Genomic DNA, 24,162 nt, shown 5'->3' with positions numbered 1-24,162 from the left:
GGGAGACGGTGCGGAGGTGACACCCGCACGCCGGCCGGTCCACCTGTCAACTCCCTGTTCCACCTCCAGGGCCTGGCGGCAGGGCTCGGCGGCAGGGCTCGGCGGCAGGGCCTGGCGGGACGGGGTTGGGGGCTCAGTGGTGGAGGTGCGCTGACGTCTCCCGTGCCTTCGCCGCCCGTGGGGCCCGCGCCCCCTTGCTGCCGGCCGGCTTGCGTGCGGGCTGCGTGGCAACCCGTGCCGGGGCGGCGAATGCATGTGTCACGCCCTCCGCGCGGTAGCGCCGCACCAGCGTGTCCAGGTGCTTGCTGTCCATGGAGGTGTGCAGGGCCTCCGCGGCCTTCCGCAGCAGGTCCCGCTCGGGGGCGGACACGGTGAGGTCCGCGGCGGAGAGCTGGTTCAGCGACCACATGAGGACCTCGCGCGCCCTGGCCGGCGCCGAGCGCAGGCGCTTGAGCCACGCGGAGGCGTCCTCCACGAAGCGGTCCGTGGTCTCCTGGCGCCGTGATGGGGGGAGCCGGGCGAGCTGGTGGGCGAGCACGGCGGACTCCTCCTCCCTGAGGCGGCCGTCGGAGACGAAGAGGAACCAGGCGCTCTCCAGCAGCAGGCTCACGGCCTCCGGGGCCACGCTGCGGATGGCGGCGTTGGCGTCCTCCAGCGAGCGGCGCAGCCGCACGTACCCCAGCACGGCGTCGCCCAGCCGCCGCGTGCGCCGCCAGTTGGCCACGGAGGACGTCACCACGTTCAGGAAGGGCACGATGTTGCGCGACACACTCTCGCCCAGCAGCTTCGACCCCAGGTCCTCGCCCAGGTGGGTCGCCTGCGCCCGCGCCAGGTGCTCCACGCGCCCCAGGCCGAGCGAGTCCTCCTCCTCTTCGTCCTCGTCGTGTTCTCCCTGGCCGCGGATGATGGCGTAGAGGCGCGAGAAGTCGGAGGGGTCCTCCGGGTCGAAGCGCACTTGGAAGGCGCTGGCCAGGTCACACGCCATCCGCAGGTTGATGAGGGCATTCACGACCATCTCCGTCGTGACGGCCAGCCCCGCGGCGGGGATGCCCACCACCAGCCCGGGGACGCCCGCATCCGCTGAGACCGCGGTGATTCCGGTGGTCACCGAGCCGCTCCCCGCGCCGGAGAGGAAGGCGGCTCGGCAGGCGCGCCGGATGATGGCTTCGGTGGTGTCCGCTCCCGTCCCCTTCGTGGCGGCGGCCCGGTGCAGCCGGTGCGCGTCATAGTGCCGCAGGTAGGTGGCCAGCAGCTTGGTGAACCAGCTCCCCGTGCGCACGTCCCTGGGGGAGAGCTCGTGCGTCAGCGCCCCCACCAACTGCCGGGAGCGCTGGAGGAGCGCCGCGTCTTCCCCTCGCTCTCGTGGGGCCAGTTCCATCGTGTCCGTCATGGTTCCTCCTCGACGACTCGCGCCAGCAGGGCCGAACCCTGCCTTTCCGTGCGGCATCGCCTCGCAAGAACGTTGAACACGCGCGCATGCCCTGGCAGGCCCTGGCGCCAGGGGAACAGCCCCTCGAAGGCCCCCACCCGCGATGCCCCCGCCGCCGTGCCCGCGGGCATGAGACATGCGCAAGGATGGCTTCCTCCCCCTGGGCCGGGCCGCCGGGTTGAGTGGTCACAACCCCATGGTACTTTCAAGGGCGTAAACACCGGGCGGTTCGGCTACAGGGCTGCGCAATCCCTGACACGGCTGCGCCCGCCAGCCCGTTCGAGTGCCCACGATGGATGCCCCTTCTCTTGAAGTCCCCCTCTCCCCGCCGCGCCGTGCCAGCCGCGTCAAGCGGTGGGTCATCGGCGTGCTGCTGCTGCTCGCGATCTTCATCGGGCTCGCCGCCGTCAAGGCGGGTCAGATCATGGCGATGATCAGCGCCGGTGAAACCTTCGTGCCGCCGCCGGAAACCGTCACGTCCACCAAGGCGGAGTCCTTCGGCTGGCAGGGGACCCGGAGCGCCGTCGGCACGGTGCTCGCGCTGCGCGGCGTGACCCTGAGCGCGGAGCTGCCGGGCGTCGTCACCGACATCCGCTTCGAGAACGGCGCCACGGTGAAGAAGGGCCAGGTGCTCGTGCAGCTCGACACCTCCAGCGAGCAGGCCCAGCTGACCGGCGCCGAGGCGGACGCGGAGCTCGCGCGGCTGACCAAGGATCGCGCCGACAAGCTCCATGCCCAGGGCGCCAACACCCAGTCGGACATCGATATCGTCCGGGCCCGGGCCATCCAGTCCGCCGCCACGGTGGCGCACCTGAAGTCCCTCATCGCCAAGAAGACCCTGCGCGCGCCCTTCGATGGCCGCATCGGCATCCGGCAGGTGGAGCTGGGGCAGCTCGTCTCCCCGGGCAACCCCATCGCCTCCCTCCAGTCCAGCAACCCCGCCCTCGTGGAGTTCCAGCTTCCCCAGCAGGCGCTGGCCCAGGTGAAGCAGGGCCAGAAGGTGCGCCTGCACGTCGACGTCTTCCCGGGTGAGTCCTGGGAAGGGGACCTCACCACCATCAACCCGGAGGTGGAGCTGTCCTCGCGCAACGTGCGCATGCGCGCCACCGTGCCCAACGCGGACGGGCGGCTCTTGCCGGGCATGTTCGCCAGCGTGGAGGTGCTCTCCGACGCCAGCCAGCAGGTGGTGGCCATTCCCGCCACCGCGGTGCTCTTCGCCCCCTATGGGGACTCGGTGTTCACGCTCTCTGAAGGCAAGGACGCCGCGGGCAAGGCGGCCCTGCTGGCGCGGCAGCAGTTCGTGCGGCTGGGCGAGCGCCGGGGCGACTACGTCGCGGTGACGTCCGGCCTCACGCCCGGGCAGACCGTGGTCAGCAGCGGCGTCTTCAAGCTGAAGAACGGCGCGGCCGTCGTCGTGAACAACGCGCTGGCGCCCCCCGTCGAGACTGCCCCCCAGCCGGTGAACCCATGAACTTCACCGACCTGTTCATCCGGCGCCCCGTCGTGGCGCTGGTCGTCAACCTCATCATCATCATCGCCGGCCTGCAGGCCCTGCGCTCCCTCAACGTGCGGCAGTACCCGCGCAGCGAGAACGCCGACATCACCGTCACCACGGTCTACATCGGCGCCAACGCGGAGCTGGTCCGTGGCTTCATCTCCACGCCGCTGGAGCGCGTCATCGCCGCGGCGGACGGCATCGACTACGTCGAGTCCACGAGCTCGCAGGGCGTCTCCATCATCCGCGCCCGGCTCAAGCTCAACTACGACTCCAACCGGGCCCTGAGTGAAATCAGCGCCAAGGTGGATCAGGTGCGCGGCGACCTTCCGCCCGAGGCCCAGGTGCCCATCATCGGCATCGAGTCCGCGGACAGCCAGTTCGCCATCGCCTACCTCAACTTCACCTCCGAGTTCCTGGAGCTGAACGAGCTGTCCGACTACCTGGTGCGCGTGGTCCAGCCCCGGCTGTCCTCGGTGGAGGGCGTGCAGCGCGCGGACATCCTCGGGGCGCGCACGTTCGCCATGCGGGTGTGGATGAAGCCGGACCAGATGGCCGCGCTCAACGTCAGCCCCATCCAGGTCCGTCAGGCGCTCGCCTCCAACAACGCGCTCGCCGCCGTGGGCCAGACGAAGGGCTCGCTCGTCCAGGTGAACCTCACGGCGAACACCAGCCTGCGCTCCGTGGAGGAGTTCAAGCAGCTCATCGTCCGCAAGGACGGCGGCGCGGTGGTGCGGCTGTCGGACATCGCGGACGTGGTGCTCGGCGCCGAGGACTACGACACCGACGTGACGCTCAACGGAAAGACGGCGGTCTTCGTCGGCATCTGGTCCTTGCCCAACGCCAACTCGCTGGACGTCATGCAGCGCATCCGCACGGAGATGGAGTCGCTCAAGAAGGACCTTCCCGAGCAGATCCAGGGCGGCGTCGCCTTCGACGGCACGGATTACATCCGCAACGCCATCGACGAGGTGGTGAGCACGCTCGGCGAGACGCTCATCATCGTCGTGCTGGTCATCTTCCTGTTCCTGGGGTCCGTGCGCTCCATCCTGGTGCCGCTGGTGGCCATCCCGGTGTCGCTCATCGGCACGGTGTTCCTGATGCAGGTGTTTGGCTTCACGGTGAACCTGCTCACCCTGCTCGCCGTGGTGCTGTCGGTGGGTCTGGTCGTGGACGACGCCATCGTCGTGGTGGAGAACGTGGAGCGCCACCTGCGGGACGGGCTGAGCCCGGTGAACGCCGCCCTCAAGAGCGCGCGGGAGCTGGTGGGTCCCATCATCGCCATGACCCTCACGCTGGCCGCGGTCTACGCGCCCATCGCCTTCCAGGGCGGGCTCACGGGCTCGCTGTTCCGCGAGTTCGCGCTCACGCTGGCCGGAGCAGTGACCCTGTCGGGCGTGGTGGCGCTGACGCTCTCCCCGATGATGTCCTCCGTGCTCCTGAAGGCGGGCCATGAGGACAAGGGGTTCGCGGGCGTCATCAACCGCGGCTTCGAGCGCCTGCGGGCCGCCTACGCCCGCTCCCTGGACAGCTCGCTGCTCGTGCGCGGGCCCGTCTACGCGGCGTGGATCTTCCTGAGCTTGCTCGCGCTGATGATGTTCAGCCAGTCGGCCCGGGAGCTGGCGCCCGTGGAGGACCAGGACTTCGTCATCGGCATCGTCAGCACTCCGTCCAACTCCACCCTGGATCAGCTGAAGCCGTCCGTGACCAAGGCGAGCGACCTGCTGATGGAGATGCCGGAGGCCGGCTTCAACTTCCAGATCATGCAGCCGAGCAACGGCTTCTGGGGTCTGGTGCTCAAGCCCTTCAAGGAGCGCCAGCGCTCCGCGGCGCAGGTGCTGGCGGAGGCGCAGGAGCGGGTGAACACCATCCCGGTGGTGCAGACGTTCGCGCTCCAGCCCCCCGCGCTGCCGGGCGGTGGCAACTTCCCGGTGGAGTTCGTCATCGCCTCCACGGCGGAGGCGGAGGAGTTGCTGGGCTTCGCGCAGCAGCTCCAGGAGAAGGCGACGCAGAGCGGGTTGTTCGCCTTCCCGCCCATCATCGACGTGAAGTTGGACCAGCCCCAGTCGGAGGTGGAGATCGACCGTGAGAAGGTCGCGCAGCTGGGCCTGAACCTGGGGACCGTGGGCATGGACCTGGGGTCCGCCGTGGGCGGCAACTACGTCAACCGGTTCAACATCGCCGGCCGCAGCTACAAGGTCATCCCGCAGGTCCTGCGCAGCTCCCGCCTCACGCCGGAGCAGCTCAAGGACATCCACGTCACCGGCCCCGACGGGAAGCTCGTGGCGCTGTCCGCCATCGCGTCCCTGAAGGACAAGGTGGCGCCCCGGTCGCTCAGCCGCTTCCAGCAGCTCAACGCCGTCAAGCTCAGCGGCGTGGCCATCCGCCCGCTGGATGAGGCGCTCACGTACCTGGAGACGGAGGCCGCGAAGATCCTGCCCGCGGGCTACCGCATCGACTACACGGGCGAGTCCCGGCAGCTCCGCCTGGAGGGTGACTCATTCGCCCCGGCGTTCGGGCTGGCGGTGGTGCTGATCTTCCTGGTGCTCGCGGCCCAGTTCAACAGCTTCCGGGATCCGCTCATCATCCTCGCCGGGTCGGTGCCGCTGGCGCTCTTCGGCGCGCTGACGACCACGTTCCTGCGGATGCCGAACCCGACCATGCCGTACTTCACGGACAGCTTCACCACCACGCTCAACATCTACTCACAGGTGGGACTGGTGACGCTGGTGGGGCTCATCGCGAAGAACGGCATCCTCATCGTGGACTTCGCCAACCGCCTCCAGGAGCAGGGCAAGTCGAAGCTGGAGGCGGTGAAGGAAGCGGCCTCTGAGCGGCTCCGTCCCATCCTGATGACGACGGTGGCCACGGTCGCGGGCCACTTCCCGCTCGTGCTGGTGTCAGGACCGGGCGCGGCGGCGCGCAACAGCATCGGGCTCGTGCTGGTGACGGGCATGGCGTTGGGCACGCTCTTCACCCTCTACTTCGTGCCGGCCATCTACCTGCTCATCGCCAAGACGCGCACCGTGGCCGCCACCGAAGCACCGGCGCCGCGGGAGCAGCCCGAGGTCGCGACGTAGCGCAAGACCTTGAGCAGCAGGCGGCTGCGTCTGCTGCTCAAGGGGCCAGGGCGTTCTGCCACGCGGAGAGAGTCTTCTCCCGGTGGTCTGGACCCCTGAACCCGAAAGGTAAGCTGGCAAGGATGAGTCGGACCCTCCTCTTTCCTGAGGCCAGCGTGGCCACGGCGAAGAGAGGGGGCTCCTGGCTCGTGCCAAGATCAGGATAGGCCAACACTGTGTCCACACAGTCCATGGCCGCAAGGTTGGCGTAGGCAAGCGCCTGGTGCAGGTCCGCGCGATGGGCATCCCGGACGGCTTCGGTCAGCCGCCGCCATCCATGCTGGGCCAACTGAGACAGGTGCGCCTTGTACTTCGCGTCCACCCAGATGACGCGGTGGGAGCCCCGAAGTGCCACATCCGGGACAAGCGCCCCCATGGATTGGATACCTCCCGCCCAGTTGAGCCGGTATTGCGCTCCTCCATGAGGCGTTGACTGAAGGCCGAGTCGAGTCGCGAGGTCCGCAGTGAACGCCGCAACCCATGCCTCCCAGACCTCATCAATGGCCAAGTCCCAGGACAGCCCGTCAAGGGACTGAGCTCCTCCGAGGCCTCGTCCGTCTGCGACCCAGTTCATTGCTTGCAGCGCCTCGGCGACGAATGCTGATTCTGAGGCACGGTGATGCGCACGAGGCCGTTGGTGGGGACCCGGCCCAAGTTGAATGGCCAAGCCCCGAGCTCGCTCGAGCAGAACGCGCCCGGTTGATGTCTCAGCAACATGTCCAAGCTCTTCGATGAGACGTTGCACCGTCCATCGCATCTCCGAGAGGAGCACCGGGTCGAAGATGGGCTCTGGGAAAGTGCACGGAAAGCGCTCCCATCGGCCCACGGGGACATTCCGAGTGCCCCAAGTGCGCCAGTCGATACGACCTCGCGGGCTGAGGCGCTCTTCCTCCACCTGAGCGAAACCACGGCGCGGGTGTTGCCAGAGGGCTTCAAGGCGACGCAGCACAGGGGCTGCTAAGAGCCAGGGTGGCACCTCTCGCGCTGACCCCGGCACTGGCAAGGAATGACCGAGCCTGGGTTCGACAGAGAACCCGATGCGCTCGAAGACTGCACCCAGCGAGGTCCACGGGAAGCGTGGTGAAACCACAAGCCCAGCGGCCACCTTTCGCGTGGAAGGCGAGAGCAGGGGAACCGCACCAATGCGACGTCCTGGATGGAGGGCAAGGTGGACGCCGCGTTGCGCGCGGACCTCGGGGCGAATGTCCAGTCGCTCCAGAAGAGGGCGGTTGGCTGCCAAGAAGGGCTCAGCCCAGCGGTCCCCGGACTGGCCCACGGCCTCGGCGGACAGGAGCACCGGCTCCCCGTGGTCGTAGGCGCGAAGGACAGGTTGTGCGGCGGGGAGAGATGGGCGCAGCTTCTCGGCTCGTGCGCGCCCTGGAGCCGTCTTCCGCGTCACGCCGCACGCTCCTCCATGAGACGCGAGGCAATGCGATCAGCGAGGCCCGCGATGGGCCCGCTGGCACTGCCTGCAAGGCGCTCGGAGAGGTAATCGCGGAGAAGCGGAACAAGTTCGAGCTCGAGGCGACGCGCGACGCGTTTTGCTCTCTCCTCGGCGCCTTGGCCGGGCCTTGGGTCGAGGAAGTACGCATGGCCTGGAATGAGCTTCAGCGCCTCTTCATCGGCAAACTCCGTGAAGGTGTAGAGGACGTCGTCGAAGCATTCTTTCGCCAGAGGTATGCCTTCGTCATCAACGGGACGACGGTCCGGCCACATCTCGAGGAAGGCAAAGCGGCGGCGGACGGCCAGATCCATGCGGGCGATGGTCCGGTCAGCGGTATTGCGGGTTGCCAAGACGTGAAGACCCGGAGCCAGGGAAACCTTTCGGTCGCTCCATCCGTCTGGGAGGTGAGGGAGTTCAATTTCGCGCCGCTCGCCGGGCTCCAGAAGGACGATGGCTTCTCCCAGCACGCGCGAGAGGTCGGCCCGGTTGACTTCGTCAATCAGAAGGACGTGTTCACCCGTTGCTGCGGCTGCATTGGCTCGCAAGAAGTCACCCGTCCTGACTTCGAAGGCAAGCCCTCCTGCGGCGGGCTTCGGATACAGCCCGACGACGAAGTCCTCATAAGTGCGAGCCGGATGGAACTGAATACGGGTCGCCTGGCCAATTTGGCGTGCCACCTCGTAGGCCAGCCGTGTCTTCCCGGTGCCTGGTGGGCCCTCAAGGATGACAAAGCGCCGGTCTCGAAGAAGCTCCAACACCTGCGGCAATTCCACCTGCGGAAAGATGGCGCCCAAGATCGCGGAGTGCCGCGCTTCCCAGCGGCCCTTGGCCGGATTGGTCAGCGGGGTGCCATGCTCGGAGAAGAAGAGGTCCAGGAGGTCTTCGACGGCCTCAGCATCCTGGGGCGAGCGAACCGGAACGGCGGCGTAAATGACGTTGCCGTAGCTCTTGCTGACAGCATCCAGTTGGTCTGGCCACTGCGCGATGATGGTCTCCGGCACCCGTGATGCGGGGGCGAGCAAGTCGGGCTTCACCCACACCTTGCCCTTGTGGATGCGAGCCAGCGCGCGAAGGCGGCGGGCATGGCCAGGCCTTCCAAGGATATCGGTGTCCGCACCGAAGCCGTCCGTTCCAATGACGAGGACCGCAATGCTCCCGTCCTTCCCTGGCATCCAGACGAAGGAAGTCCCCTGGTAAGGACCCGAGTTGGGGTTCTCTGCAGTGATGAAGCCAGCGTAAGAGGCGGCCTCGTCCTTCTTCTGGAGATTCACCCGCACCTGGTAGCGCGATTGGTGATGTTCAGCCTTGTGGTAGCGCTCCTCATAAACGCTCCGGAGAAGCTGGCGCACCGACTCCGTGTCTCCCATCTGTTCCCAGGATCGTCCTGCAATCATCCCGGCTAGCAGTGAATCAAAGGCTTTACCCATGTTCTCCCTCGCAGAGGCGAGGGTCGGGCAGGGAGGAAAGGAGGTCAAGGCAGGCGCGCAGCCAGACTCCAGAATTCGGGGACGATGCACCCCTCGGCGTCGACAAGTGTGGCTACTCCAGAACCCTTTCCGGGGTGCGCAGGCGGATGGCAATCGCCCGGCAGCCCGCGTCCGGTTCCGTGTCGGGGGGCGGGGCCCAGGCGCCGAGCGAGTGGTAGAGCCGCCCATCGCGCCGTTCCAGGTAGAGGATCATGTTGAGGGGCCAGCCGCTGCCCTGGAACAGGTGCCGGTCCATGGGCGTGGGCTCCTGGCTGACGCGCAGGCCGCGCTCGTGGGGCGGGCCGATGCGGTGCCAGTCCGGGTGCAGGTGGATGGAGCCGAGCACCTCCAGCCCCTCGGCCTCGGCTTCGGTGGTGATGCGCATCAGCTCGCGCGGCTCACACCAGTAGCCGCGCCTCCCGTTGGCGTAGCAGGCGCCGAAGCGGGGGATGATGGCGGCGTCGAACTCCTGGAGCACGGTGTCGTCCGTCTCGCGGATGTTGGTGGCGAAGCCCACGCGCTCCACGTGCATCGCGTCGTCCGTGAAGCGCCCCAGCAGCACGGCCCAGCTCCGGGGCGGCAGCTCCGGCGTGCACGCCCCGTACTCCCGGATGGCGTCCGCGAGGAAGCCCGACAGCACCTCCGGGTCCAGCAGCACGGTGGCGGCGCTCATTCCCCGGACTCCGGCGTGGGCGTGCGCAGACGGCCCGCGGCCCGGTCCTCGCGCAGCTGCGTGATGAGGTGGCGGGCCATGCGCTCCTCGAAGGCGGCGGCGCTGTCCGGCGTCCACGGGTAGAAGCCCTGGCCCGTCTTCAGGCCCAGCTGTCCCTGGTCCACCTTCTGCGCGAGCACCGGCGGCACCGGGCGCCCGGAGCCGCGCAGGACGCCGGTGATGAAGTCCAGCCCCACCAGGTCCATCCGGTCGAAGACGCCGGAGGCGCCCAGGCGCCGCCCGATGCCCTGGGTGAGCACCTGGTCCACCATCTCCGGCGTGGCCACGCCCTCCTGCACCAGCCGGAAGGCCTCGCCGATGAGCGCCTGCTGGAGGCGCGGGCCCACCGAGCCCGGCACGTCGCGCGCGAACACCACGGGCGACTTGCCCAGCTCCTCCAGGAAGCGCCGCACCGTCTCCACCGCTTCGGGCAGGGTCTTCTCTCCGGGGATGACGTCCACCAGCGGCACCAGATGCGCGGGCAGGTAGTAGTGCGCGGAGAGGACGCGCTCGGGCCGCGCGCAGTCGCGGGCAATGGCCGTCACACTCAGCGCGGTGGTGTTGGTGGCCAGCAGGGTGTCCGGCGACGCGAGCCGGTCCAGCTCTCCAAAGAGTTGCTGCTTGAGCGCCAGGTCCTCGGGGATGGACTCGATGACCAGGTCCTGGTCCACGGCGGCCTCCGCGAGCACCGTGGTGCGACGGATGCGCGCGAGCGCGGCCGTGCGCTGCTCCGCGCTGAGCAGCCCCGTGTCCACCAGCAGGGCCGCGTCGCGCTCCAGCTTCGCGCGCGCTGCCTCGCTGGTGTCCGCGTGCCTGTTGAACAGCACCACCTGCCTGCCGGCGATGGCGAGCTCGAGCGCGATACCGCACCCCATGGCCCCACCACCGACAACGCCAATCCGCATCAGCCGCTTGTGTCCCATGCGGCGGGAGCGTGGACGGCCTCCTCGCGCATGGCAATCACTTGAACGGGGGCTGCAATTGTCCAGGACGCATGCGTGACGCGACGTGCCGCGCTCACGAGTCCCAGCGCACGCGGTAGGCGCAGGCGTGGCCGTTGAAGTCGAAGGGCTCCACGCGGACGTTCTTCGCGCCGGCCCTCATCAGCCCCGCCTCGATGATGCCCATGAGGTAGCCCGGGTTGCCGTTGCACTCGCTCACCTTGATGGTGTGGTCCGCGCGGGCGTGGGTGATGAGCTCGGTCTTCAGATAATTGTTCACCGTGGCGAAGCTCTCCTGCATGCGGGAGAGCACCCGGTCCGGCCCGAAGATGGGCCACAGGGACACGAGCGCCTTGCCCAGCAGCGTGTGCTCCAGGCCGGTGATGATGCCCGTCCCGAGCCGCCGGTAGCCCTCCTGCGCATCCACGTCCGGGTAGAGGTAGTGCGCGGTGATGCCCAGCGCCTCCGCGAAGACGCGGCGGGGCGTGTGGTGCGGCAGCTTCACGTCCAGGTCCAGGCCAATGGTCCGTAGCCGGTCCTTGAGCTCCGGCGTGAGGCGCTTGCCCACGGAGCGCAGGAAGAGCCCCTCGATGGCATGGCGGTAGACGATCTCTTCACTCAACGCGGTACCCATCCCAGGCGTCCGTCCCAGCGCGGGCAGGACGTGACGGAGCATCCCTGGATCGTCCCTGCAATGCACTCGCGCGCGGGGTGAAGTGGCTCGCGGAGGTCAGTCCCCAGAGAGCACCGGAAACGGGCAAAATCCCCACATGCCTGACGTGTACCGCTTCCAGGTCAATGGCCACATCCCGGTCATCAAGGTGCACCACGAGCCCCGGCCGGGTCCCGCCGTCATCGTGTTGCATGGGCTGTACTCGAATGCCGACGACCAGCGAGGGGAGCTGGAGGCGCTGGCGAAGTGGGGCCTGGCGGCCGTCGGCATGGACGCCCCGCACCATGGTGCCCGGCGCGATGGCTGGCTCGATGGGATGCCCTCGCTCGACCCGGCCGGCTACCACACGCGCCTGCTCTCCTTCATCCGCGAGGCCGTCCCGGAGGTTTCACGGGTCATCGACCACGTGGTGGGCGAGGGACATGAGCCCATCGGGCTTGCGGGCGTGTCCTTCGGCGCCTACACGGCGCTGGCCGTGGCGGCCCGGGACTCGCGTGTCCAGGCGACGGTGTCGCTCCTCGGCTCGCCGGACTGGACGCCCCGGGATGGCCACATCACGGAGGAGCTGCGCGGAATGATGCAGGAGGCGCCCGTCCACCGGCCGTGGGACTGCGCGCGTCACCCGCTGCTCCTGCTGAACGCGGGGCGGGACTCGCTGGTCCCCGCGCACCAGGCCCGGGACTTCGCGCACCGGCTCTGGAGGGAGTTCCCTGAGCTGGGCTCCCATGTCAGTCATTACGAATATCCGGAGTCGGACCACACCATGCGGGCGGAGGACTGGTACGACGCCTGGGACCGGGCGCTCGGCTTCCTGCGGCGCACGCTCTACCGGGAGTGACGGCGGGGCTCCCAGGCCGCGAGGCCCGGGATGCCCCCACGCTTCAACTGCTCAGTGCACCTTCGGGGCAATCTGGTCCAGCGGTGGCAGCGGCGGGATTCCGCCGCTCGCGCCCATGGACACGGGGCCGGCGAGGGACATGTCTTCCTGCTGCGCCGTTTCCTCACTGCCCTCGAGCTTCTGGCTCACCTGGTCTCCCAGCTGGGCCAGCCCCTCCTGCGCGCGGCGCTTGGCGGGCTCGATGAGCTGGCGCTCCTTGTCCGTCACCGGCAGCAGGCTCGCGGTGAGCATGCCCAGCGCCACCGCGCCCAGGGCGAGCGCCAGGGGCTGCTCCTCGAGCGCACGGTCGTACCACTGCGAGGTGCGTCCCCGGAGCTCGTGGGGTGACGGCACGCGCTCGCGCAGGTGCGAAGCCTGGCCGCGCACGGCGTCCGCCGCGTCATGGACCCGGCCGCGCACGTTGTCCGCGGCGCCGCTCACGCGCTCCTTCACGTTCTCCGTGGTGGCTCCCACGGTCTCCTTCGCCGTGTGCAGCGCTTCGCTCGCGCGGTCCTTCAGGTGCGAGCCCTCGCTGCCGCGTTCCCCCACGTCCGCGTTGTATTCAGCGCGCGTGTTGTATTCAGGGTAGGGGACGTCCTGGCCCGAACCGTAGGCGCCGTAGTACTCGCGCTCGGAGTCGTACAGGGGGATGCGCTCGCGGCCGTAGGCCACCGGGACGCGCTCATAGCGCCGGACGCGGTATTCGCGCTCCTCGACGCGGGAGCGGAAGGCCCGCTTCATCAACATGGAGCCGACCCCGGCCCCCAGCAGCGCGCCCAGAATCCCCAGCCCCCGGGGCGTGTGGGTGGCCTCATCCGTCCATTCGTACGTCTTGCGCATCGCGGTCTCCTTGGCGTGGGATTTCCAGTCGAGCACCTTCTCGCGGGCCTGCTGCTTCAGCTCCTCGCGCTTCTCCGCGGCGAGCTGCTTCGCGTGCTCCGTCACCTCTTCCTTCTTCTCGAGCGCGAACTCCTTCGCGCGCGCCTTCAAGAGCTCGGGGTTCGCGCGGCGGCCGAGTTCATCCGCCAGCACGCTCATGCGTGCCCGTGCATCTGCGATTTCGCGGAGCGCATCGTCGTGCTCGCCCATTGGCTGTCCTCCTTGAGGGTCTGGATGGTCTTGCGAGGTGCGTGGACCGTCTTCAGGCGTTTCGCGCCCACGGCGGCGAGGCCCGCCCCCGCGGCAATCAGCAGCACCGTCACCAGCAACGCGCTGGCCCACAGCGGCATCACCTCTGCGAGGGCGATGACCAGGAAGGCCACCAACGCCATGGCGCCCAGGAAGAGCACGACGCCCGCCGCGGCGACCATGCCGCCACCGGCCGCTGCCTTCTTCGCTTCGGTGCGCATCTCCGTGCGCGCCAGGGTGAGCTCCGCCCGCAGCAGGTGCCGGCCCTGTTCGATGAATTCGGACACGATGGTTCCGAGCGACTGCTCGCCCAGCCCTCCGTCCGTCCTGAAGCCTTCCGTGTAGGGGCCGGTCCGGGTTTCGTCCGCGTCCAGCCCGATGCGCTCACCGCGTGTTCGTGTGGAATAGGGGTCCATGGGTCATCCCCTCACGCCTTGAGGAATCGCGCGGCGACGAAGCCGAGCAGTGCACACCCCGCCAGCGCCACGCCCGGCCGCTCGCGCATCCGCGTCTGCGCCTGACGGAGCAACTCCTCGGTCGAGTTCTGCTCCAGGGTGTCGGACGCCTTGCGCACGAAGCCCACCGCGCTGCCAATGAGCTGCTGGGGAAGCTGCGTGTCCCCCTGCCCGGAGATGGACTCGAGCTGCTTCGCGAAGCCGTTGAGGCTGTCCACCAGGACGCCCTTGCGGGAGTCGACCTGCGAGAAGGCGCGCTGGCGCGTGATGCCGCCGATGCGCTTCACCTGCTCCTTGCCCTCCTGCTTGAGCCCGACCCGCTCACTGCTCCCTTCAGACGATGCCTGTCCCTGGTTGTAGAAGCCGGTGCTCCGCTGGCCCTCTTCCCCAATGATGCTGCCCATATCGCGACCTCCTCTGGTGTGTTCGGCTCATGCATGTCGTTGCTGGCCTGACACTGAAGCTATGCAATGCGGCATGGGCTGCCTGGAGGGGGGCGGTCGCTGGTCGTAGGGCAGGCGGAATGGCACTCCCGGATATCGGCGGAAATAACGGATCAGCTGAGACAGTGCGTGAATTTCACTGCGTGTCTCGCAGACCGGTTTATCGCCATTCCCCAGACAAAGTGTTCTAGAGAGAGAGCCCGGTCCGCCCCCGTCAGGACCGAAAAGGAAACATCCATGTTCAAGAGAGCCGCAGTCCTCATGGTGAGCTGTGTCGCGTTGCTGTCCGGTTGCGGTGGCGCCCCGCAGCCCGCGAACGAAGAGATCCGCTCCGACGCCCAGGGCCTGGTGTGCGAGGGAGACGGCGTAGCGGTGTGCAACGGCGTGTGCACCAGCACCTACGACGACGTCCAGAACTGCGGCTGGTGCGGGATGCGCTGTGGAGTGCCGGGCGGGAACAACGTGTGCTGGTACGGCACCTGTTACGCCTGCGATTCCAATCAGACGAACTGCGTCGCCATCTAGCTACACGCGGTGTCCGGAACCTCCTGGCGAGCGTGTCCCGCCAGGAGGTTCTGTTCACGCTCGGGCGCCTACCGTCCAGCAGGCCGCCGTGTATTGGACTTCCGTCCGATGCACGAAGGGTTCGAAGGCAGCGCGGACCGTTTCGATGACCCGTGTGCGGGTTTCCATGTCCAGCGTGGGAAGGAGCCGGCCGAGGGAGCCGAACCGGGTGAAGTAACCGACCAGTTCCTTCTCGGGCAGGGTGCAGGTCACATCCAGCGGCTGGATGTCGATGCCTGCCCAGTCGCTCCCCTCCAGGATGCGGTGGACGCGGCGCGAGTCCGCGAAGGCGAACTGCCCTGGCGCGTCCGGCCGGCGGGCAGGAATATTCGGCAGGAGCGGCGCCGCGGCGCGCTCGGCCGTCGTCATGAACGGATTTTCCGCAGGACTTCGCCAGGCGATGAACCGGAGCTCGGCGTCATGCTTCGCGGCCCGCCGCAGGTTGGTGAAGGCCTGGACGGGGTCGTCGAAGAACATGACGCCGAAGCGCGAGAGGATTTTGTCGAAGCTCGCGGATTCGAATGGGTGGTGCTGGGCATTGGCGCGGAGGAAGCTCGCCGGAGTGCCCTCCCGTCCGGCGCGGACCCTGGCGGCGGCGAGCATGGGCTCCGAGATGTCGACGCCAATGCAGCGCCCCTGCGCACCGAGCCGTCTGGCGATGGCGAGCGTGGTGCTGCCCGTGCCGCAGCCGACGTCCAGCACCTGGCTCGCGGAGCCCGCGACGACTGCTTCCACGAGCAGGTCCTCCAACGGCTTGAACATCGAGTCGAGCACCTCCTGCGCCTCGACCCAGGCGTGTCCCGCGGTGCCGTTCCAGAGCTTCGTCTGCTCGTCCTCGGGCTGATGCGTGTCACCCATGGGCATCTCCTCCTGGCTTGCCTTCAACAACCAGAAGCCGCAGGGTGCCACTTCAAGTGGACTTGAGGTCAAGCGGATGACGGCCCTGGACCCGGACAGGAGCACGCGATGATGGCTTCGAGGAATGCGGGCGCGGCATTGCTCATGCTGGCGCTGAGCGGTGCGGCCTTCGCCGAGGAAGAAGAGATCTGGTCTCCCTACGACCGGTTCCACGCGCCCAATGAGGACTGCGAGCTCGTGGCCCTGGTGCCCGCGCCGAAGGGCGCCTGGGGCGTGGTGGGACACACCTGCAATCGATTGAACGGCGAGCCCGTGGGCAGTCTCGTGGTCATCGACGCCCTGGGCAGGCGTGACACGTCACCGGTCTCCGTGGCGCTCGAAGCCGCGTCCGACCGGGACCGGATGAAGGAGCTGGTGCAGCTGCTCCCCGTTCCTTCCGGGGGCTACATCGCGACGTACCATTCCCGTGACGAGAAGGCGCCCGAGGGCGACAGCGGCCCTGCGAGCATCGCCCACGTGCTCGTGCGCCACACGGTGAAGGGGGCCCGGGCCGAGGCCTTCAACCAGAAGGTCCAGCAGGCGCTGCTCCAGAAGGTGGGCGCCTCGTCGTTCATCATCACCGCGGAGGTGGACGCGAAGTCGCGGCTCATCGTCGCGGCCTCGACACCGGATCGGAACGACCGGAAGGAGGCGCCGCTGTGGCTGCTGCGCTTCACCCCCGACGGTGCCCTGGAGCGTGCGCAGCGCTTCGACTCGACCCTGAAGGAGCTGGGGCTGGGCTGGTACGTGTTGAATCAGGTCCGTGCCCGGCCTGACGGCGGCCTCTTCGTCAGCGGCCGGTTCGAAACAGAAGAGCCCCAGGACGTGCCCGTGCTCGCCCTCGATGCGCAATGGAAGCCGGAGGCGCGCTTCAACAGGCCGCTCATCTCCTGGCTGACGGGTGGCAAGGCGGACCTGGAGTTGAGTCTCATCGCCCCGGGGCCTGGGGGTTCGGTCATCGGGGCGGGGGAACTCGTCCAGGGCGAGGTGCGCTCGCACGTGGTGCGCCTGACGTCCGGTGGACGGCTCGACCCTGCCTTCAAGCCCTTCCGTCAGGAGGGCGGATCGAGCGTGCCCCGGATGTGGATGGGACCGGGCGGGACGGTCGTCCTGGCGCAGGACACCCTCCCCGCGGTGGATTCCCCGGAGGGCCCGTCGCGCGCTCCGGGGCTGGTGCGCTTGAAAGCGGACGGCTCGGTGGATGCCCGGTTCCAGGCGGGCCTTGGCGCGGGGCTTCGCTACCGCAAGCTGGCCGCGAAGGAGGCCCCGGAGTCCGAGGGCTTCCTCCAGATGGTGGCGGTGATGCCGGACGGGTCGGTGGTGGTGGATGGCCGCTTCAACGAGCTGGCGGGCCAGAAGGTGACGCCGCCCCTCCGGCTCGCGGCCAATGGCACCCGGGTGGCTGACTTCCAGGCGCGCTTCGAGACCGTCCTTCCGCCGAAGAAGCAGGTCCCGAACGCGACGACGAGCGCGTTCTTCAAGGCGGATGGCCAGTCGCACTTCATCGCCTGCTCCCGGAAGGGGGGCGTGACGGAGACGTTCATCTACTGGATGCAGGGCAACGCCTGGGGCCACACCCCGTCCTGCGCGATCCACCTGGGCGGAAGTGGCGCCTCTCCCGGAGGCGCATGGCAGCACTGCGATGCGCGGATCCGCAAGGCCCAGGCGGAAGGGGCCGACTGCGTGGAGACGAAGCACGACCCGATGGACACCCGCCAGCGCTGAGTGCTTCGCGGTTCAGGTGTCGAAGCGGAAGGCGGTGTCGCGGGCGGAAGGGCGCTTCGAGAACTGCTCACAGAAGCGGCTCAGCGCCGCATAGGGCGCGGTGGGCAGCACGTCCCGGAACTCCAGGTGGGTCACGAGGCAGAAGAGCGTGACCTCCAGGTAGCTCAGGTCCCGCTCCGGCGGGAGGGCGGCGAGCGCCGCGTCCGCGTGCTCCTCCAGCCACGCCATCATGTTGAGCAATGACTTGCGCAGCTTGAGGGCGTGGGTCGTGCCCTCACCGGCGCCCGCCAGCTTCTCCATGACCAGCGTCACCTCCGTCGCCATGGCTTGCAGGGTGAGCTCCTGCAGGTTCGCGAGGAGGGGCACGTCCAGGTCCTCCGGCCACACCACCCGGGGCCTGGGGTTCGACTGGCGCCACAACTCACGGGAGACATTGAGCGCGCCGAACCAGGCGCCCCGGGAGGTCTTCAGGACGGGAATCCGGAGCGCGGGGTTGCCGCCATAGTCCGCCGGGTCGGTGGACAGCAGATCCCTCACGACCTGGAAGGAATGCTCGACGCGCAGCTCCACGGCGAAGAGCCGCGCGATGCGGGTGAAGTGCGAGCTTGAACGGCCGATGATGACAGGCGTGTCGTGCGCGGACATGCGGGGCCCTCCGGTGGGGATTGGCGTGGCAGGCTACCGCACCGGGCCCCCTGCCGTTGTCAGGGCCCCAGCAGGGCCGCCCCGATGATGCGCACGGCGATGTCCGGCTGGTCCCCGCCCATGTGGAGCGTGTTGACCGAATAGATGAGGCGCCGGCGCAGGTCCCGCGTGGCGCCCATGCCGCTGCTGTAGCCGTGCCGGTCGCCGCTCTTGCCCCAGAAGGTGACGCCGCCCATCTCATAGCGGGTGAGGCCCGCGCTGTAGGTGGCGCCGGGCAGGTCCGGGACGGTGAACAGCTCCTCGCGCTGCTTGCGCGGCAGCAGCCGGCCCTGGAAGAGCGCGACGAGGAAGCGGTCCAGGTCGTCGGCGGTGGAGATCATCTCTCCGGCGGCCCAGGGCACGGACTGGCTGGCTTCGGTGACGTCCACCAGGCACCGCGTGCCGTACGTGATGGCGCCCGACGGGCACCCCGCCTCTTCTGGCGCGACCTCCTCATAGCCGCGCACATGCCGTCCGGGAATCGTCACGTCGTTGCCGGGCACGAAGGTGTCCCGCAGGTGCAGCGGACGCAGGATGCGCTCGCGCACCGCGTCCCCATAGGGCCGGCCCGTCACCTGTTCGATGAGCAGCCCCGCGACGATGTAGCCGATGTTGCCGTACTCCTGCCGCGTGCCCGGGGCGAAGCGGGGGCCTGGCGGGAGCGCCAGCGAGACGAGCTCCCGGGGGCTGAAGCGCCGGAAGCGGTTCTCGAAGAACCAGTCCGGGTCCTTCTGGGGCACCGGCACGCCGGGCAGGCCGTGGGTGTGATTGAGCAGCTGGCGCACGGTGATGGGCGCGTAGACGCCCGCCGGCAGCAGGCGCGGCAGGTAGTGCTGGACGGGCCGGTCCAGGTCCACGCGCCCCTCGGCGGCGAGCTGCAACACGACGGTGGCCGTGAACGTCTTCGTCATGCTGCCAATGCGGAAGTGCGCATCCGCGGGCACCGGGGCGCCGGTGCGGAGGTCGGCCACGCCGGAGGTCCCCAGCCAGCGCCCGTCCGCGCCGCTCACCCGGACCAGCGCGCCGGACACCTCCGCGTTCGGCAGCCCCGCGATGGCCTGCCGCAGCGCCTCGCGGTTGAGGGGTGGCAGCGCCGTCTCCCGCCCCAGCTCCTGGGCCTCCAGCTCGCCCAGCTCCAGCTCGCTCCCGAACGGCAGCTCTGGCCCGCACGCGGGGGCCATGACGCTCGCGAGCAATGCCATACCCACCCGCAGTCCTCGGTGCAGGACAGCCATGTTCCATCTCCAGTCAGGGAAGGGCCGGTGCTTTTTCCGGCCGGCGGATGGAACACCGGTGCTCTCCGGCGGTGTCACCGGAGGCGGTGGGAAACTCAGTCCACCGCCACGTACAGCTCGCCGTTCTGTCCGATGGCGCCCGGGGCCAGCGACCAGCCTGGGTGTTCGGGCATGAGATAGAGCGTGCGCTTTCCATCCGGAGCGCGCGCGGCCCCGATGAACAGGTACCGGCGTGTCCGCTTCGCTCCGGTGAGCGTCAGCACGTCGTGCTTCGCGCTCCAGGTGCCCTCGTCGTCCTCGGAGCCGAACTTCATCGCGCCCACCTGGCCGGACGCGCCCGCGTACTTGTATTGGAATGAGTGATTGGCGCCGAAGGTGTAGTCGATGCTGTAGGAGACCGCCGTCATGGTGGTGCTCCCGCTATAGGTGTTGACCCACTGGGCCGCCGTGCTGGTGCCGTAGACGAAGTGGCCCACCACCTCCGCGTCGTCCACCAGCGGCAGTCCCACGGGGCTCCCGCGCACACCCTTCAGCGCCTCCTCCACCCGGGCGTAGGACGTGTTCCAGGAGAACGAGGCCGACATGGCCTCGCCCGCACTGCCCGGCGGGCTCATGAAGCTCTGGATGAACACCAGCGGCTCCAGGCGGTCCTGCGCCTCCACCAGGTAGAGGCTCACGCGGAAGGACCGGTCGTTGTTCTTCGCGCGCACCACCGCCGCGGTGAAGAAGGCGCGGGCCCCGTTGGCCACGAAGCGCCGCATCACCATCGGGTTCGGCTTCACGTCGTTCCAGTCCGCCCCAACGCGCTCCTGCCACAGCCGCGCGAGCTTGCCCTCGGCGTCGTCGAGCCCTGGCACGGCCGGCAGCCGGAGGGCTTCCACGCCCAGGGTGTCACCCCGGTCGTCCCACTCGAGGATGAACCGCCCGTCCGCCTGGGTCTTCCAGCCCTGGGGCGCGTCGAACGCGAAGCCGCCGGGCTCACCGGGAGTCCCGCTGCGCGACAGGTTCGGGGTGCCGCCGGACGTGCCGCTGTCGTCTCCCGCGAAGAGCCCAAGGGCCATGAGCCCCAGGGTGCCGGTGCAGCAGAACGCGCAGGCGCCTCCGGCGGCGAGGAGGATCCAGACGAAGGGGCTCTTGGGACGGGCCATGGTGGGGTGCCGGGAAAAAGGGGTCCTCTGCTTCTACGCCGCCGGGGTCCAATCTTCCCTCCCAGGGCCGCGCTTCAGCGTCCCGCGCGCCGGAGGACAGCGGGCGTCAGGCCCGTCACCCGGCGGAACACCGTGGTGAAGTGACTCTGTGAGCTGAAGCCGACCTCCAGCGCGATGTCTCCGAGCGAGCGGGTCGTGTGGCTCAACAGGCCGCGCGCCCGCTCCACCCGCCGCTGCTGCACGTAGGCATGAGGCGTCATGCCCATGGACTGCCGGAAGGCGCGGGTAAAGTAGAACACGCTCAGGCCCGAGCGCTGGGCCAGCTCGCCCACGCGGATGCTCCGCGCGAGGTGCGCTTCAACGAAGAGCCGTACGCGGTGGAGCGCGGCGGCGGAGAGGCCACCGCGCCGCCGTGCGGCTCGCGTCCCTCCGGGCTCCTGGAGCAGCTTCGCCACGCGGGCGGCATGGCGGTCCTGCGACGCCCGCGCCGCGCTGAGGAAGCGGGCAATGACCTTCAGCTCCGCGTCCGGCAGGGAAGACATCAGCTGCAGGCCCTCCGCCTGGACGGGACCCCAGAGGGTCTCGATCCATTCGCGCGCATGCCCGGTGAGCGCAATCCGCCTGCCATGGCCCGAGCCTTCCCGCTGCACGTAGCCGGCGAGCTCCAGCCGCGCCACGTCGGCGCCTCGCGCGACCGCGCTCAAGGGCGCGGGGCCTCCGAAGTGCAATTGCGCCAGACACGTCAGCTCCGCGCGGCCCAGCGCGAGCACCTCTCCCACGGCCGCGTCGAACTCCGCGGAGGCTTCCTGGAAGCGGACGATGTCGCCGCCAATCTGGGCGAGGAGGGAGTGCCGGGGACTCATGGGGAACACCGCAGGAACGAGAAAAACAGCACAAGGGCACGAAAGACGCTCGCGGGCCCGGGACGCATGCTGCCCCCATGATGAACCTGAAGCTGTCGGCGGCGGAACTCCTGTTGTGGCTCTTCGTCATCAACCTGGGCGTCGCGTTTGGCGCGGGGCTCTATGAACACCGCATCTCGCTTCCCCGCTGGCTCGACACCCCGGGCGCGCACTGGTCCGCGGAGGCGGCGCGGCAGGACGACGTGGGGCGGCGCTTCTGGGGGCTCGTCAGCACGGGGCCGCTGACGCTGCTCACCCTGGCCAGTCTCTATTTCGCCACGCGCGCCACGGGGCCGCTGCGCGCCTGGTGGCTTGGGGCCGCGGTGATGGCGCTCGCGGACCGGCTGCTGACCTTCTCGTACTTCATCCCCACGATGATCCGGCTGATGCAGTCCCCCGACTCCCCCGCCGCCGTGGAGACCGCGATGCGGTGGGCCCGGGTGAATCACTTGCGCCATGCGCTCACGGCGGGAGCGTGGTTCGCGGCCCTTCAAGCCCTGTCTTGGATTCGGGTGAAGGTGGGTGCATGAGCTGTGAAAGCCTTTGAAATGGATTAGGCTGCTGCCCCAGGCGGAGTCAGGTGTCGGTCCGCCAAAGAGGGGATTGATGGAAGTGCGGATGCGATGGGCAAGGCGTTGGGCGGTGGTGTTCGCGGTGGGCAGCGGGCTGCTCGGAGGGTGTGGGGACTCGGACCCGCCGAAGAACCCCGTCCCGGATGCGGGGACCATCGACGCGGGGACCTCGGATGCGGGGACCATCGACGCGGGGACCTCGGACGATGGCGGCACGCAGGCGGATGACGGTGGCACGCAGGTGGATGCCGGCACCGACGCGGGTTCCCTGGGGGAGCCCCTTCCCTGTGAGCGGACGCAAGGCATCTGCGCGGGGGCCCGGCGGGCCGTGGTGGATGGGGCCTACGAGCCGGTGTGCACCGCGCGCTCCTACGGTGCCAGCTACGAAGCCACGGAGACGCGTTGCGACAGCCTGGACAATGACTGTGATGGCGTGACGGATCCCCCGTCCTGGTCGCAGGTCGCGTCACTGGGATATCCCCCGCATGCGGGCCGCGTGGGCAGCCTCCGTGTGACGGACGGTGTCCTGGCGGTGGTCTTCGACAGGCTGGCGCGGGCCCGGGTCATCCAACTGGACACCGCGCTGACGCCGCTGGGCATCACGGAGGTGCCGGTGGAGGTGATGGACGACAACCTCGCGCTGGACTCGGTGAGCACCCGGTTGCTGCGCACGGCCCAGGGGCCCGCGCTGTACTACGCGTCGGCGGGACCGGCGCACGACCACACCCGGGGCCATCTCATCCTGCTGGATGAGCAGGGTCACCACGTGCCCAGGGAGGGTGAGCCGGAGGGCGGTGCGCTCCTCTTCGACCAGCCCGTGGGGGACAGGGCCACCGCGGCGGCCGTGTCGGCGGACGGGACCCGGGTCTTCGCGGCTTGGCGGAATACCTCCCAATCCGTCTCCGGTGGCCGCGAGCTGTGGGGGACGGTGACGGCGCTGGACGGACAGGCCGTGGTCTCGCCCCGCATCCTGATGCGGCCGCTCTCCGACGACACGGCCCTCTACGGCGTGGACGTGCTGGGGCTGCGGGACGGGGGCTTCCTGGTCCTGGCCCGGGAAACCCTGAGCGGGCAGTTCGAGGGGCTGTTGCGGCTCCAGCGCTTCGACGGTGCCCTCCAGGCCGTGGGGGCCGAGCGGACCTTCTCCATGGATGTGGACCCGGTGGCCCGGCTCGTGGACCTGGGGGCGGCGGCGGGTGACGCCCTGGAATCGCCGGCCATCGTGGTGCGCGCGCCGCAGGGCGATGGCCGCGCGCTGAAGGTCCTGGGCAACCTCTTCGGCGAGGAGACCTCCCGGACGCTGGCCGTGACGACCCCGGGGGAGGCGCCCTGGTTCGGGACCGCGGTGACGTCCCGGGGGCTCCAGACGGCGTGGCTCTCCGTCTCCGAGGATCCGCAGGGAGGCGACTCCTGGTTCCGGTGGCGGGGCCAGTTCTGGGCCCTGGGGCATGGCGGCAACGAGGAGGTCTTGTCGCCCGGATCCGACATCCTGCCTCTGCACCGGTACGCGCAGTGGGTCCTGCTGGAAGAACTCCCGGAGCGCTGGATGGGGGCGCTCGTGATGACCTCCACGGAGAGCCCGCTATCACACACCCTCCAGGCGGTCCGTTACTGCGCTCCCTGAGTCACGCCTTGTCCGGGAGGGTGTACTGGAAGTCGTAGGAGTGCTTCCCGCCCGGAGCGATGTCGATGGTCATGGAACCGGCGAGCCCCGTGAGCTCGCCGGTTCCGGAGTCCGGCACCACGGAGATGACGAGGTGGGGCGCACCGCGCGTCATCACCCCGAAGTGCTGGAGCGCGAAGGTGCCGCCGCGGCCGTCCAGCGTCCCGCTGACGCGCTCCATCGCGACGTACCCCGCGGACCCCTCCACCGGCGTCCGCACCGCGAGCATCTGCCCCTGGCTCGTGGCCTCCAGCGCGCCGTGAAAGCGCTTGTCGAGCGCCATCCGGCCCGGGGCCGCGTCCACCGCGCCCGCCTCCGGCGCCATGGGGGTGAGCTTGACGTCGAAAGGTCCGTTCGCGCGCTTCGTCATGGGTGCCTGCTCCCTTGCTGGATGGACGGACAGATATGCCAGCGGCCCGTCCTTGGATTGCAAAAACGCGTCAGCGCCCGGGCCTTAGGACTCGCTTAGAGCCTATTTCGGTAGGAGCGAGTGGAACCAGGTGATGATGCCCAGCGCGAAGTGCAGCATCGCGACGTAGGTGTCCTCTCGCTTCTCCCAGCGCACCAGCAAGCGTCGGAAGCGGTTGAGC

22 protein-coding genes and 1 pseudogene are annotated in these 24,162 nt (G+C 69.1%); 7 read left to right on the top strand and 16 right to left on the bottom strand.

Annotated elements, in window-relative coordinates:
• Nucleotides 1–133: 133 nt before the first annotated feature.
• Nucleotides 134–1,390, bottom strand: coding sequence for a tellurite resistance TerB family protein (locus D7W81_RS04595; protein ID WP_120554081.1), 1,257 nt, complete (start codon nucleotides 1,388–1,390; stop codon nucleotides 134–136).
• A gap of 331 nt (nucleotides 1,391–1,721) precedes the next feature.
• Here D7W81_RS04595 and D7W81_RS04590 point away from each other — a divergent pair, with 331 nt between their 5' ends.
• Together D7W81_RS04590 and D7W81_RS04585 are read left to right on the top strand one after the other, a co-directional pair.
• The gene (locus tag D7W81_RS04590; protein WP_120554080.1) at nucleotides 1,722–2,900 is read left to right on the top strand and encodes an efflux RND transporter periplasmic adaptor subunit; all 1,179 of its coding nucleotides are present in this window, start codon (nucleotides 1,722–1,724) and stop codon (nucleotides 2,898–2,900) included.
• Complete coding sequence (locus D7W81_RS04585; RefSeq protein WP_120554079.1) at nucleotides 2,897–6,004, top strand: efflux RND transporter permease subunit; 3,108 nt, start codon at nucleotides 2,897–2,899, stop codon at nucleotides 6,002–6,004. Before D7W81_RS04590 ends, D7W81_RS04585 begins: the two co-directional genes overlap by 4 nt.
• A 37-nt stretch (nucleotides 6,005–6,041) precedes the next feature.
• Here the strand turns inward: D7W81_RS04585 and D7W81_RS04580 are convergent, their stop codons facing one another.
• The 5 genes from D7W81_RS04580 to D7W81_RS04560 all read right to left on the bottom strand — a co-directional run bounded on the left by D7W81_RS04580 (nucleotide 6,042) and on the right by D7W81_RS04560 (nucleotide 11,282).
• Entirely contained in the window at nucleotides 6,042–6,617 is a 576-nt protein-coding gene (locus D7W81_RS04580) for an McrC family protein (protein ID WP_147445338.1), read from the bottom strand.
• Between the two features lie 821 nt (nucleotides 6,618–7,438).
• Nucleotides 7,439–8,914 (bottom strand): McrB family protein, encoded by a 1,476-nt coding sequence (locus D7W81_RS04575; RefSeq protein ID WP_158621427.1) that lies wholly within the window; start codon nucleotides 8,912–8,914, stop codon nucleotides 7,439–7,441.
• Nucleotides 8,915–9,026: 112 nt separating this feature from the next.
• Entirely contained in the window at nucleotides 9,027–9,626 is a 600-nt protein-coding gene (locus D7W81_RS04570) for an MPN domain-containing protein (RefSeq protein WP_120554076.1), read from the bottom strand.
• Nucleotides 9,623–10,588, bottom strand: a complete 966-nt coding sequence (locus D7W81_RS04565; RefSeq protein WP_120554075.1) for a 3-hydroxyacyl-CoA dehydrogenase family protein — start codon at nucleotides 10,586–10,588, stop codon at nucleotides 9,623–9,625. Before D7W81_RS04565 ends, D7W81_RS04570 begins: the two co-directional genes overlap by 4 nt.
• Before the next feature lie 94 nt (nucleotides 10,589–10,682).
• A complete protein-coding gene (locus D7W81_RS04560) occupies nucleotides 10,683–11,282 on the bottom strand; it encodes a DUF2378 family protein (protein ID WP_244226966.1) in 600 nt (199 codons plus the stop codon).
• 94 nt (nucleotides 11,283–11,376) lie between these two features.
• On the opposite strand from D7W81_RS04560, the gene D7W81_RS04555 reads away from it, so the two are divergent.
• Nucleotides 11,377–12,117, top strand: a complete 741-nt coding sequence (locus D7W81_RS04555) for a dienelactone hydrolase family protein (RefSeq protein WP_120554073.1) — start codon at nucleotides 11,377–11,379, stop codon at nucleotides 12,115–12,117.
• 51 nt (nucleotides 12,118–12,168) lie between these two features.
• Here the strand turns inward: D7W81_RS04555 and D7W81_RS04550 are convergent, their stop codons facing one another.
• Genes D7W81_RS04550 through D7W81_RS04540 form a run of 3 tightly spaced genes read right to left on the bottom strand, consistent with a single transcriptional unit; the run spans nucleotide 12,169 to nucleotide 14,143 of the window.
• Nucleotides 12,169–13,245, bottom strand: a complete 1,077-nt coding sequence (locus D7W81_RS04550) for a hypothetical protein (RefSeq protein WP_147445337.1) — start codon at nucleotides 13,243–13,245, stop codon at nucleotides 12,169–12,171.
• The gene (locus D7W81_RS04545) at nucleotides 13,191–13,700 is read right to left on the bottom strand and encodes a phage holin family protein (protein ID WP_120554071.1); all 510 of its coding nucleotides are present in this window, start codon (nucleotides 13,698–13,700) and stop codon (nucleotides 13,191–13,193) included. Before D7W81_RS04545 ends, D7W81_RS04550 begins: the two co-directional genes overlap by 55 nt.
• 11 nt (nucleotides 13,701–13,711) lie before the next feature.
• Nucleotides 13,712–14,143: a hypothetical protein gene (locus D7W81_RS04540; RefSeq protein WP_120554070.1), complete on the bottom strand. Its 432-nt coding sequence runs from the start codon at nucleotides 14,141–14,143 to the stop codon at nucleotides 13,712–13,714.
• Between the two features lie 276 nt (nucleotides 14,144–14,419).
• Between D7W81_RS04540 and D7W81_RS04535 the strand changes: the two genes are divergently transcribed.
• A complete protein-coding gene (locus D7W81_RS04535) occupies nucleotides 14,420–14,707 on the top strand; it encodes a hypothetical protein (RefSeq protein ID WP_120554069.1) in 288 nt (95 codons plus the stop codon).
• Between the two features lie 54 nt (nucleotides 14,708–14,761).
• Here D7W81_RS04535 and D7W81_RS04530 read toward each other — a convergent pair whose 3' ends face one another.
• Nucleotides 14,762–15,604: a class I SAM-dependent methyltransferase gene (locus tag D7W81_RS04530; RefSeq protein ID WP_120554104.1), complete on the bottom strand. Its 843-nt coding sequence runs from the start codon at nucleotides 15,602–15,604 to the stop codon at nucleotides 14,762–14,764.
• A 111-nt stretch (nucleotides 15,605–15,715) separates the two neighbouring features.
• Between D7W81_RS04530 and D7W81_RS04525 the strand changes: the two genes are divergently transcribed.
• Nucleotides 15,716–17,368 carry a hypothetical protein gene (locus tag D7W81_RS04525; protein WP_158621425.1) on the top strand — a complete coding sequence of 551 codons (1,653 nt, stop codon included), beginning with the start codon at nucleotides 15,716–15,718 and terminating at the stop codon, nucleotides 17,366–17,368.
• A gap of 12 nt (nucleotides 17,369–17,380) precedes the next feature.
• Here D7W81_RS04525 and D7W81_RS04520 read toward each other — a convergent pair whose 3' ends face one another.
• The 4 genes from D7W81_RS04520 to D7W81_RS04505 all read right to left on the bottom strand — a co-directional run bounded on the left by D7W81_RS04520 (nucleotide 17,381) and on the right by D7W81_RS04505 (nucleotide 21,298).
• Nucleotides 17,381–18,013 carry a glutathione S-transferase N-terminal domain-containing protein gene (locus tag D7W81_RS04520; RefSeq protein WP_120554067.1) on the bottom strand — a complete coding sequence of 211 codons (633 nt, stop codon included), beginning with the start codon at nucleotides 18,011–18,013 and terminating at the stop codon, nucleotides 17,381–17,383.
• Between the two features lie 59 nt (nucleotides 18,014–18,072).
• Nucleotides 18,073–19,287, bottom strand: coding sequence for a serine hydrolase domain-containing protein (locus D7W81_RS04515; protein WP_120554066.1), 1,215 nt, complete (start codon nucleotides 19,285–19,287; stop codon nucleotides 18,073–18,075).
• Between the two features lie 95 nt (nucleotides 19,288–19,382).
• Nucleotides 19,383–20,435 carry a lipocalin-like domain-containing protein gene (locus tag D7W81_RS04510; protein WP_120554065.1) on the bottom strand — a complete coding sequence of 351 codons (1,053 nt, stop codon included), beginning with the start codon at nucleotides 20,433–20,435 and terminating at the stop codon, nucleotides 19,383–19,385.
• A 74-nt stretch (nucleotides 20,436–20,509) separates the two neighbouring features.
• On the bottom strand, nucleotides 20,510–21,298 hold the full coding sequence (locus D7W81_RS04505) for a helix-turn-helix domain-containing protein (RefSeq protein ID WP_120554064.1): 789 nt from the start codon (nucleotides 21,296–21,298) through the stop codon (nucleotides 20,510–20,512).
• Between the two features lie 77 nt (nucleotides 21,299–21,375).
• Between D7W81_RS04505 and D7W81_RS04500 the strand changes: the two genes are divergently transcribed.
• Nucleotides 21,376–21,867, top strand: coding sequence for a DUF1772 domain-containing protein (locus D7W81_RS04500; RefSeq protein ID WP_120554063.1), 492 nt, complete (start codon nucleotides 21,376–21,378; stop codon nucleotides 21,865–21,867).
• A gap of 88 nt (nucleotides 21,868–21,955) precedes the next feature.
• A complete protein-coding gene (locus tag D7W81_RS04495; protein ID WP_147445336.1) occupies nucleotides 21,956–23,533 on the top strand; it encodes a hypothetical protein in 1,578 nt (525 codons plus the stop codon).
• 1 nt (nucleotide 23,534) lies between these two features.
• Here D7W81_RS04495 and D7W81_RS04490 read toward each other — a convergent pair whose 3' ends face one another.
• Nucleotides 23,535–23,942 (bottom strand): DUF3224 domain-containing protein, encoded by a 408-nt coding sequence (locus D7W81_RS04490; RefSeq protein WP_120554061.1) that lies wholly within the window; start codon nucleotides 23,940–23,942, stop codon nucleotides 23,535–23,537.
• 102 nt (nucleotides 23,943–24,044) lie between these two features.
• Nucleotides 24,045–24,162, bottom strand: a pseudogene (locus D7W81_RS04485) (IS5/IS1182 family transposase); the annotation flags it as partial.

Source organism: Corallococcus aberystwythensis, from assembly GCF_003612165.1.
Lineage (GTDB): Bacteria > Myxococcota > Myxococcia > Myxococcales > Myxococcaceae > Corallococcus > Corallococcus aberystwythensis.
The sequence above is the reverse complement of the archived record's forward strand: the minus strand, read 5'-3'. Positions and strand labels throughout refer to the sequence as shown.

What these genes read in the sequence shown, in the direction of transcription:
- D7W81_RS04595 (WP_120554081.1), bottom strand. Translation starts at nt 1,390, where the DNA reads ATGACGGACACGATGGAACTGGCCCCACGAGAGCGAGGGGAAGACGCG.
- D7W81_RS04590 (WP_120554080.1), top strand. Translation starts at nt 1,722, where the DNA reads ATGGATGCCCCTTCTCTTGAAGTCCCCCTCTCCCCGCCGCGCCGTGCC.
- D7W81_RS04585 (WP_120554079.1), top strand. Translation starts at nt 2,897, where the DNA reads ATGAACTTCACCGACCTGTTCATCCGGCGCCCCGTCGTGGCGCTGGTC.
- D7W81_RS04580 (WP_147445338.1), bottom strand. Translation starts at nt 6,617, where the DNA reads ATGAACTGGGTCGCAGACGGACGAGGCCTCGGAGGAGCTCAGTCCCTT.
- D7W81_RS04575 (WP_158621427.1), bottom strand. Translation starts at nt 8,914, where the DNA reads ATGGGTAAAGCCTTTGATTCACTGCTAGCCGGGATGATTGCAGGACGA.
- D7W81_RS04570 (WP_120554076.1), bottom strand. Translation starts at nt 9,626, where the DNA reads ATGAGCGCCGCCACCGTGCTGCTGGACCCGGAGGTGCTGTCGGGCTTC.
- D7W81_RS04565 (WP_120554075.1), bottom strand. Translation starts at nt 10,588, where the DNA reads ATGGGACACAAGCGGCTGATGCGGATTGGCGTTGTCGGTGGTGGGGCC.
- D7W81_RS04560 (WP_244226966.1), bottom strand. Translation starts at nt 11,282, where the DNA reads ATGCTCCGTCACGTCCTGCCCGCGCTGGGACGGACGCCTGGGATGGGT.
- D7W81_RS04555 (WP_120554073.1), top strand. Translation starts at nt 11,377, where the DNA reads ATGCCTGACGTGTACCGCTTCCAGGTCAATGGCCACATCCCGGTCATC.
- D7W81_RS04550 (WP_147445337.1), bottom strand. Translation starts at nt 13,245, where the DNA reads ATGGGCGAGCACGACGATGCGCTCCGCGAAATCGCAGATGCACGGGCA.
- D7W81_RS04545 (WP_120554071.1), bottom strand. Translation starts at nt 13,700, where the DNA reads ATGGACCCCTATTCCACACGAACACGCGGTGAGCGCATCGGGCTGGAC.
- D7W81_RS04540 (WP_120554070.1), bottom strand. Translation starts at nt 14,143, where the DNA reads ATGGGCAGCATCATTGGGGAAGAGGGCCAGCGGAGCACCGGCTTCTAC.
- D7W81_RS04535 (WP_120554069.1), top strand. Translation starts at nt 14,420, where the DNA reads ATGTTCAAGAGAGCCGCAGTCCTCATGGTGAGCTGTGTCGCGTTGCTG.
- D7W81_RS04530 (WP_120554104.1), bottom strand. Translation starts at nt 15,604, where the DNA reads ATGGGTGACACGCATCAGCCCGAGGACGAGCAGACGAAGCTCTGGAAC.
- D7W81_RS04525 (WP_158621425.1), top strand. Translation starts at nt 15,716, where the DNA reads ATGGCTTCGAGGAATGCGGGCGCGGCATTGCTCATGCTGGCGCTGAGC.
- D7W81_RS04520 (WP_120554067.1), bottom strand. Translation starts at nt 18,013, where the DNA reads ATGTCCGCGCACGACACGCCTGTCATCATCGGCCGTTCAAGCTCGCAC.
- D7W81_RS04515 (WP_120554066.1), bottom strand. Translation starts at nt 19,287, where the DNA reads ATGGCTGTCCTGCACCGAGGACTGCGGGTGGGTATGGCATTGCTCGCG.
- D7W81_RS04510 (WP_120554065.1), bottom strand. Translation starts at nt 20,435, where the DNA reads ATGGCCCGTCCCAAGAGCCCCTTCGTCTGGATCCTCCTCGCCGCCGGA.
- D7W81_RS04505 (WP_120554064.1), bottom strand. Translation starts at nt 21,298, where the DNA reads ATGAGTCCCCGGCACTCCCTCCTCGCCCAGATTGGCGGCGACATCGTC.
- D7W81_RS04500 (WP_120554063.1), top strand. Translation starts at nt 21,376, where the DNA reads ATGATGAACCTGAAGCTGTCGGCGGCGGAACTCCTGTTGTGGCTCTTC.
- D7W81_RS04495 (WP_147445336.1), top strand. Translation starts at nt 21,956, where the DNA reads ATGCGATGGGCAAGGCGTTGGGCGGTGGTGTTCGCGGTGGGCAGCGGG.
- D7W81_RS04490 (WP_120554061.1), bottom strand. Translation starts at nt 23,942, where the DNA reads ATGACGAAGCGCGCGAACGGACCTTTCGACGTCAAGCTCACCCCCATG.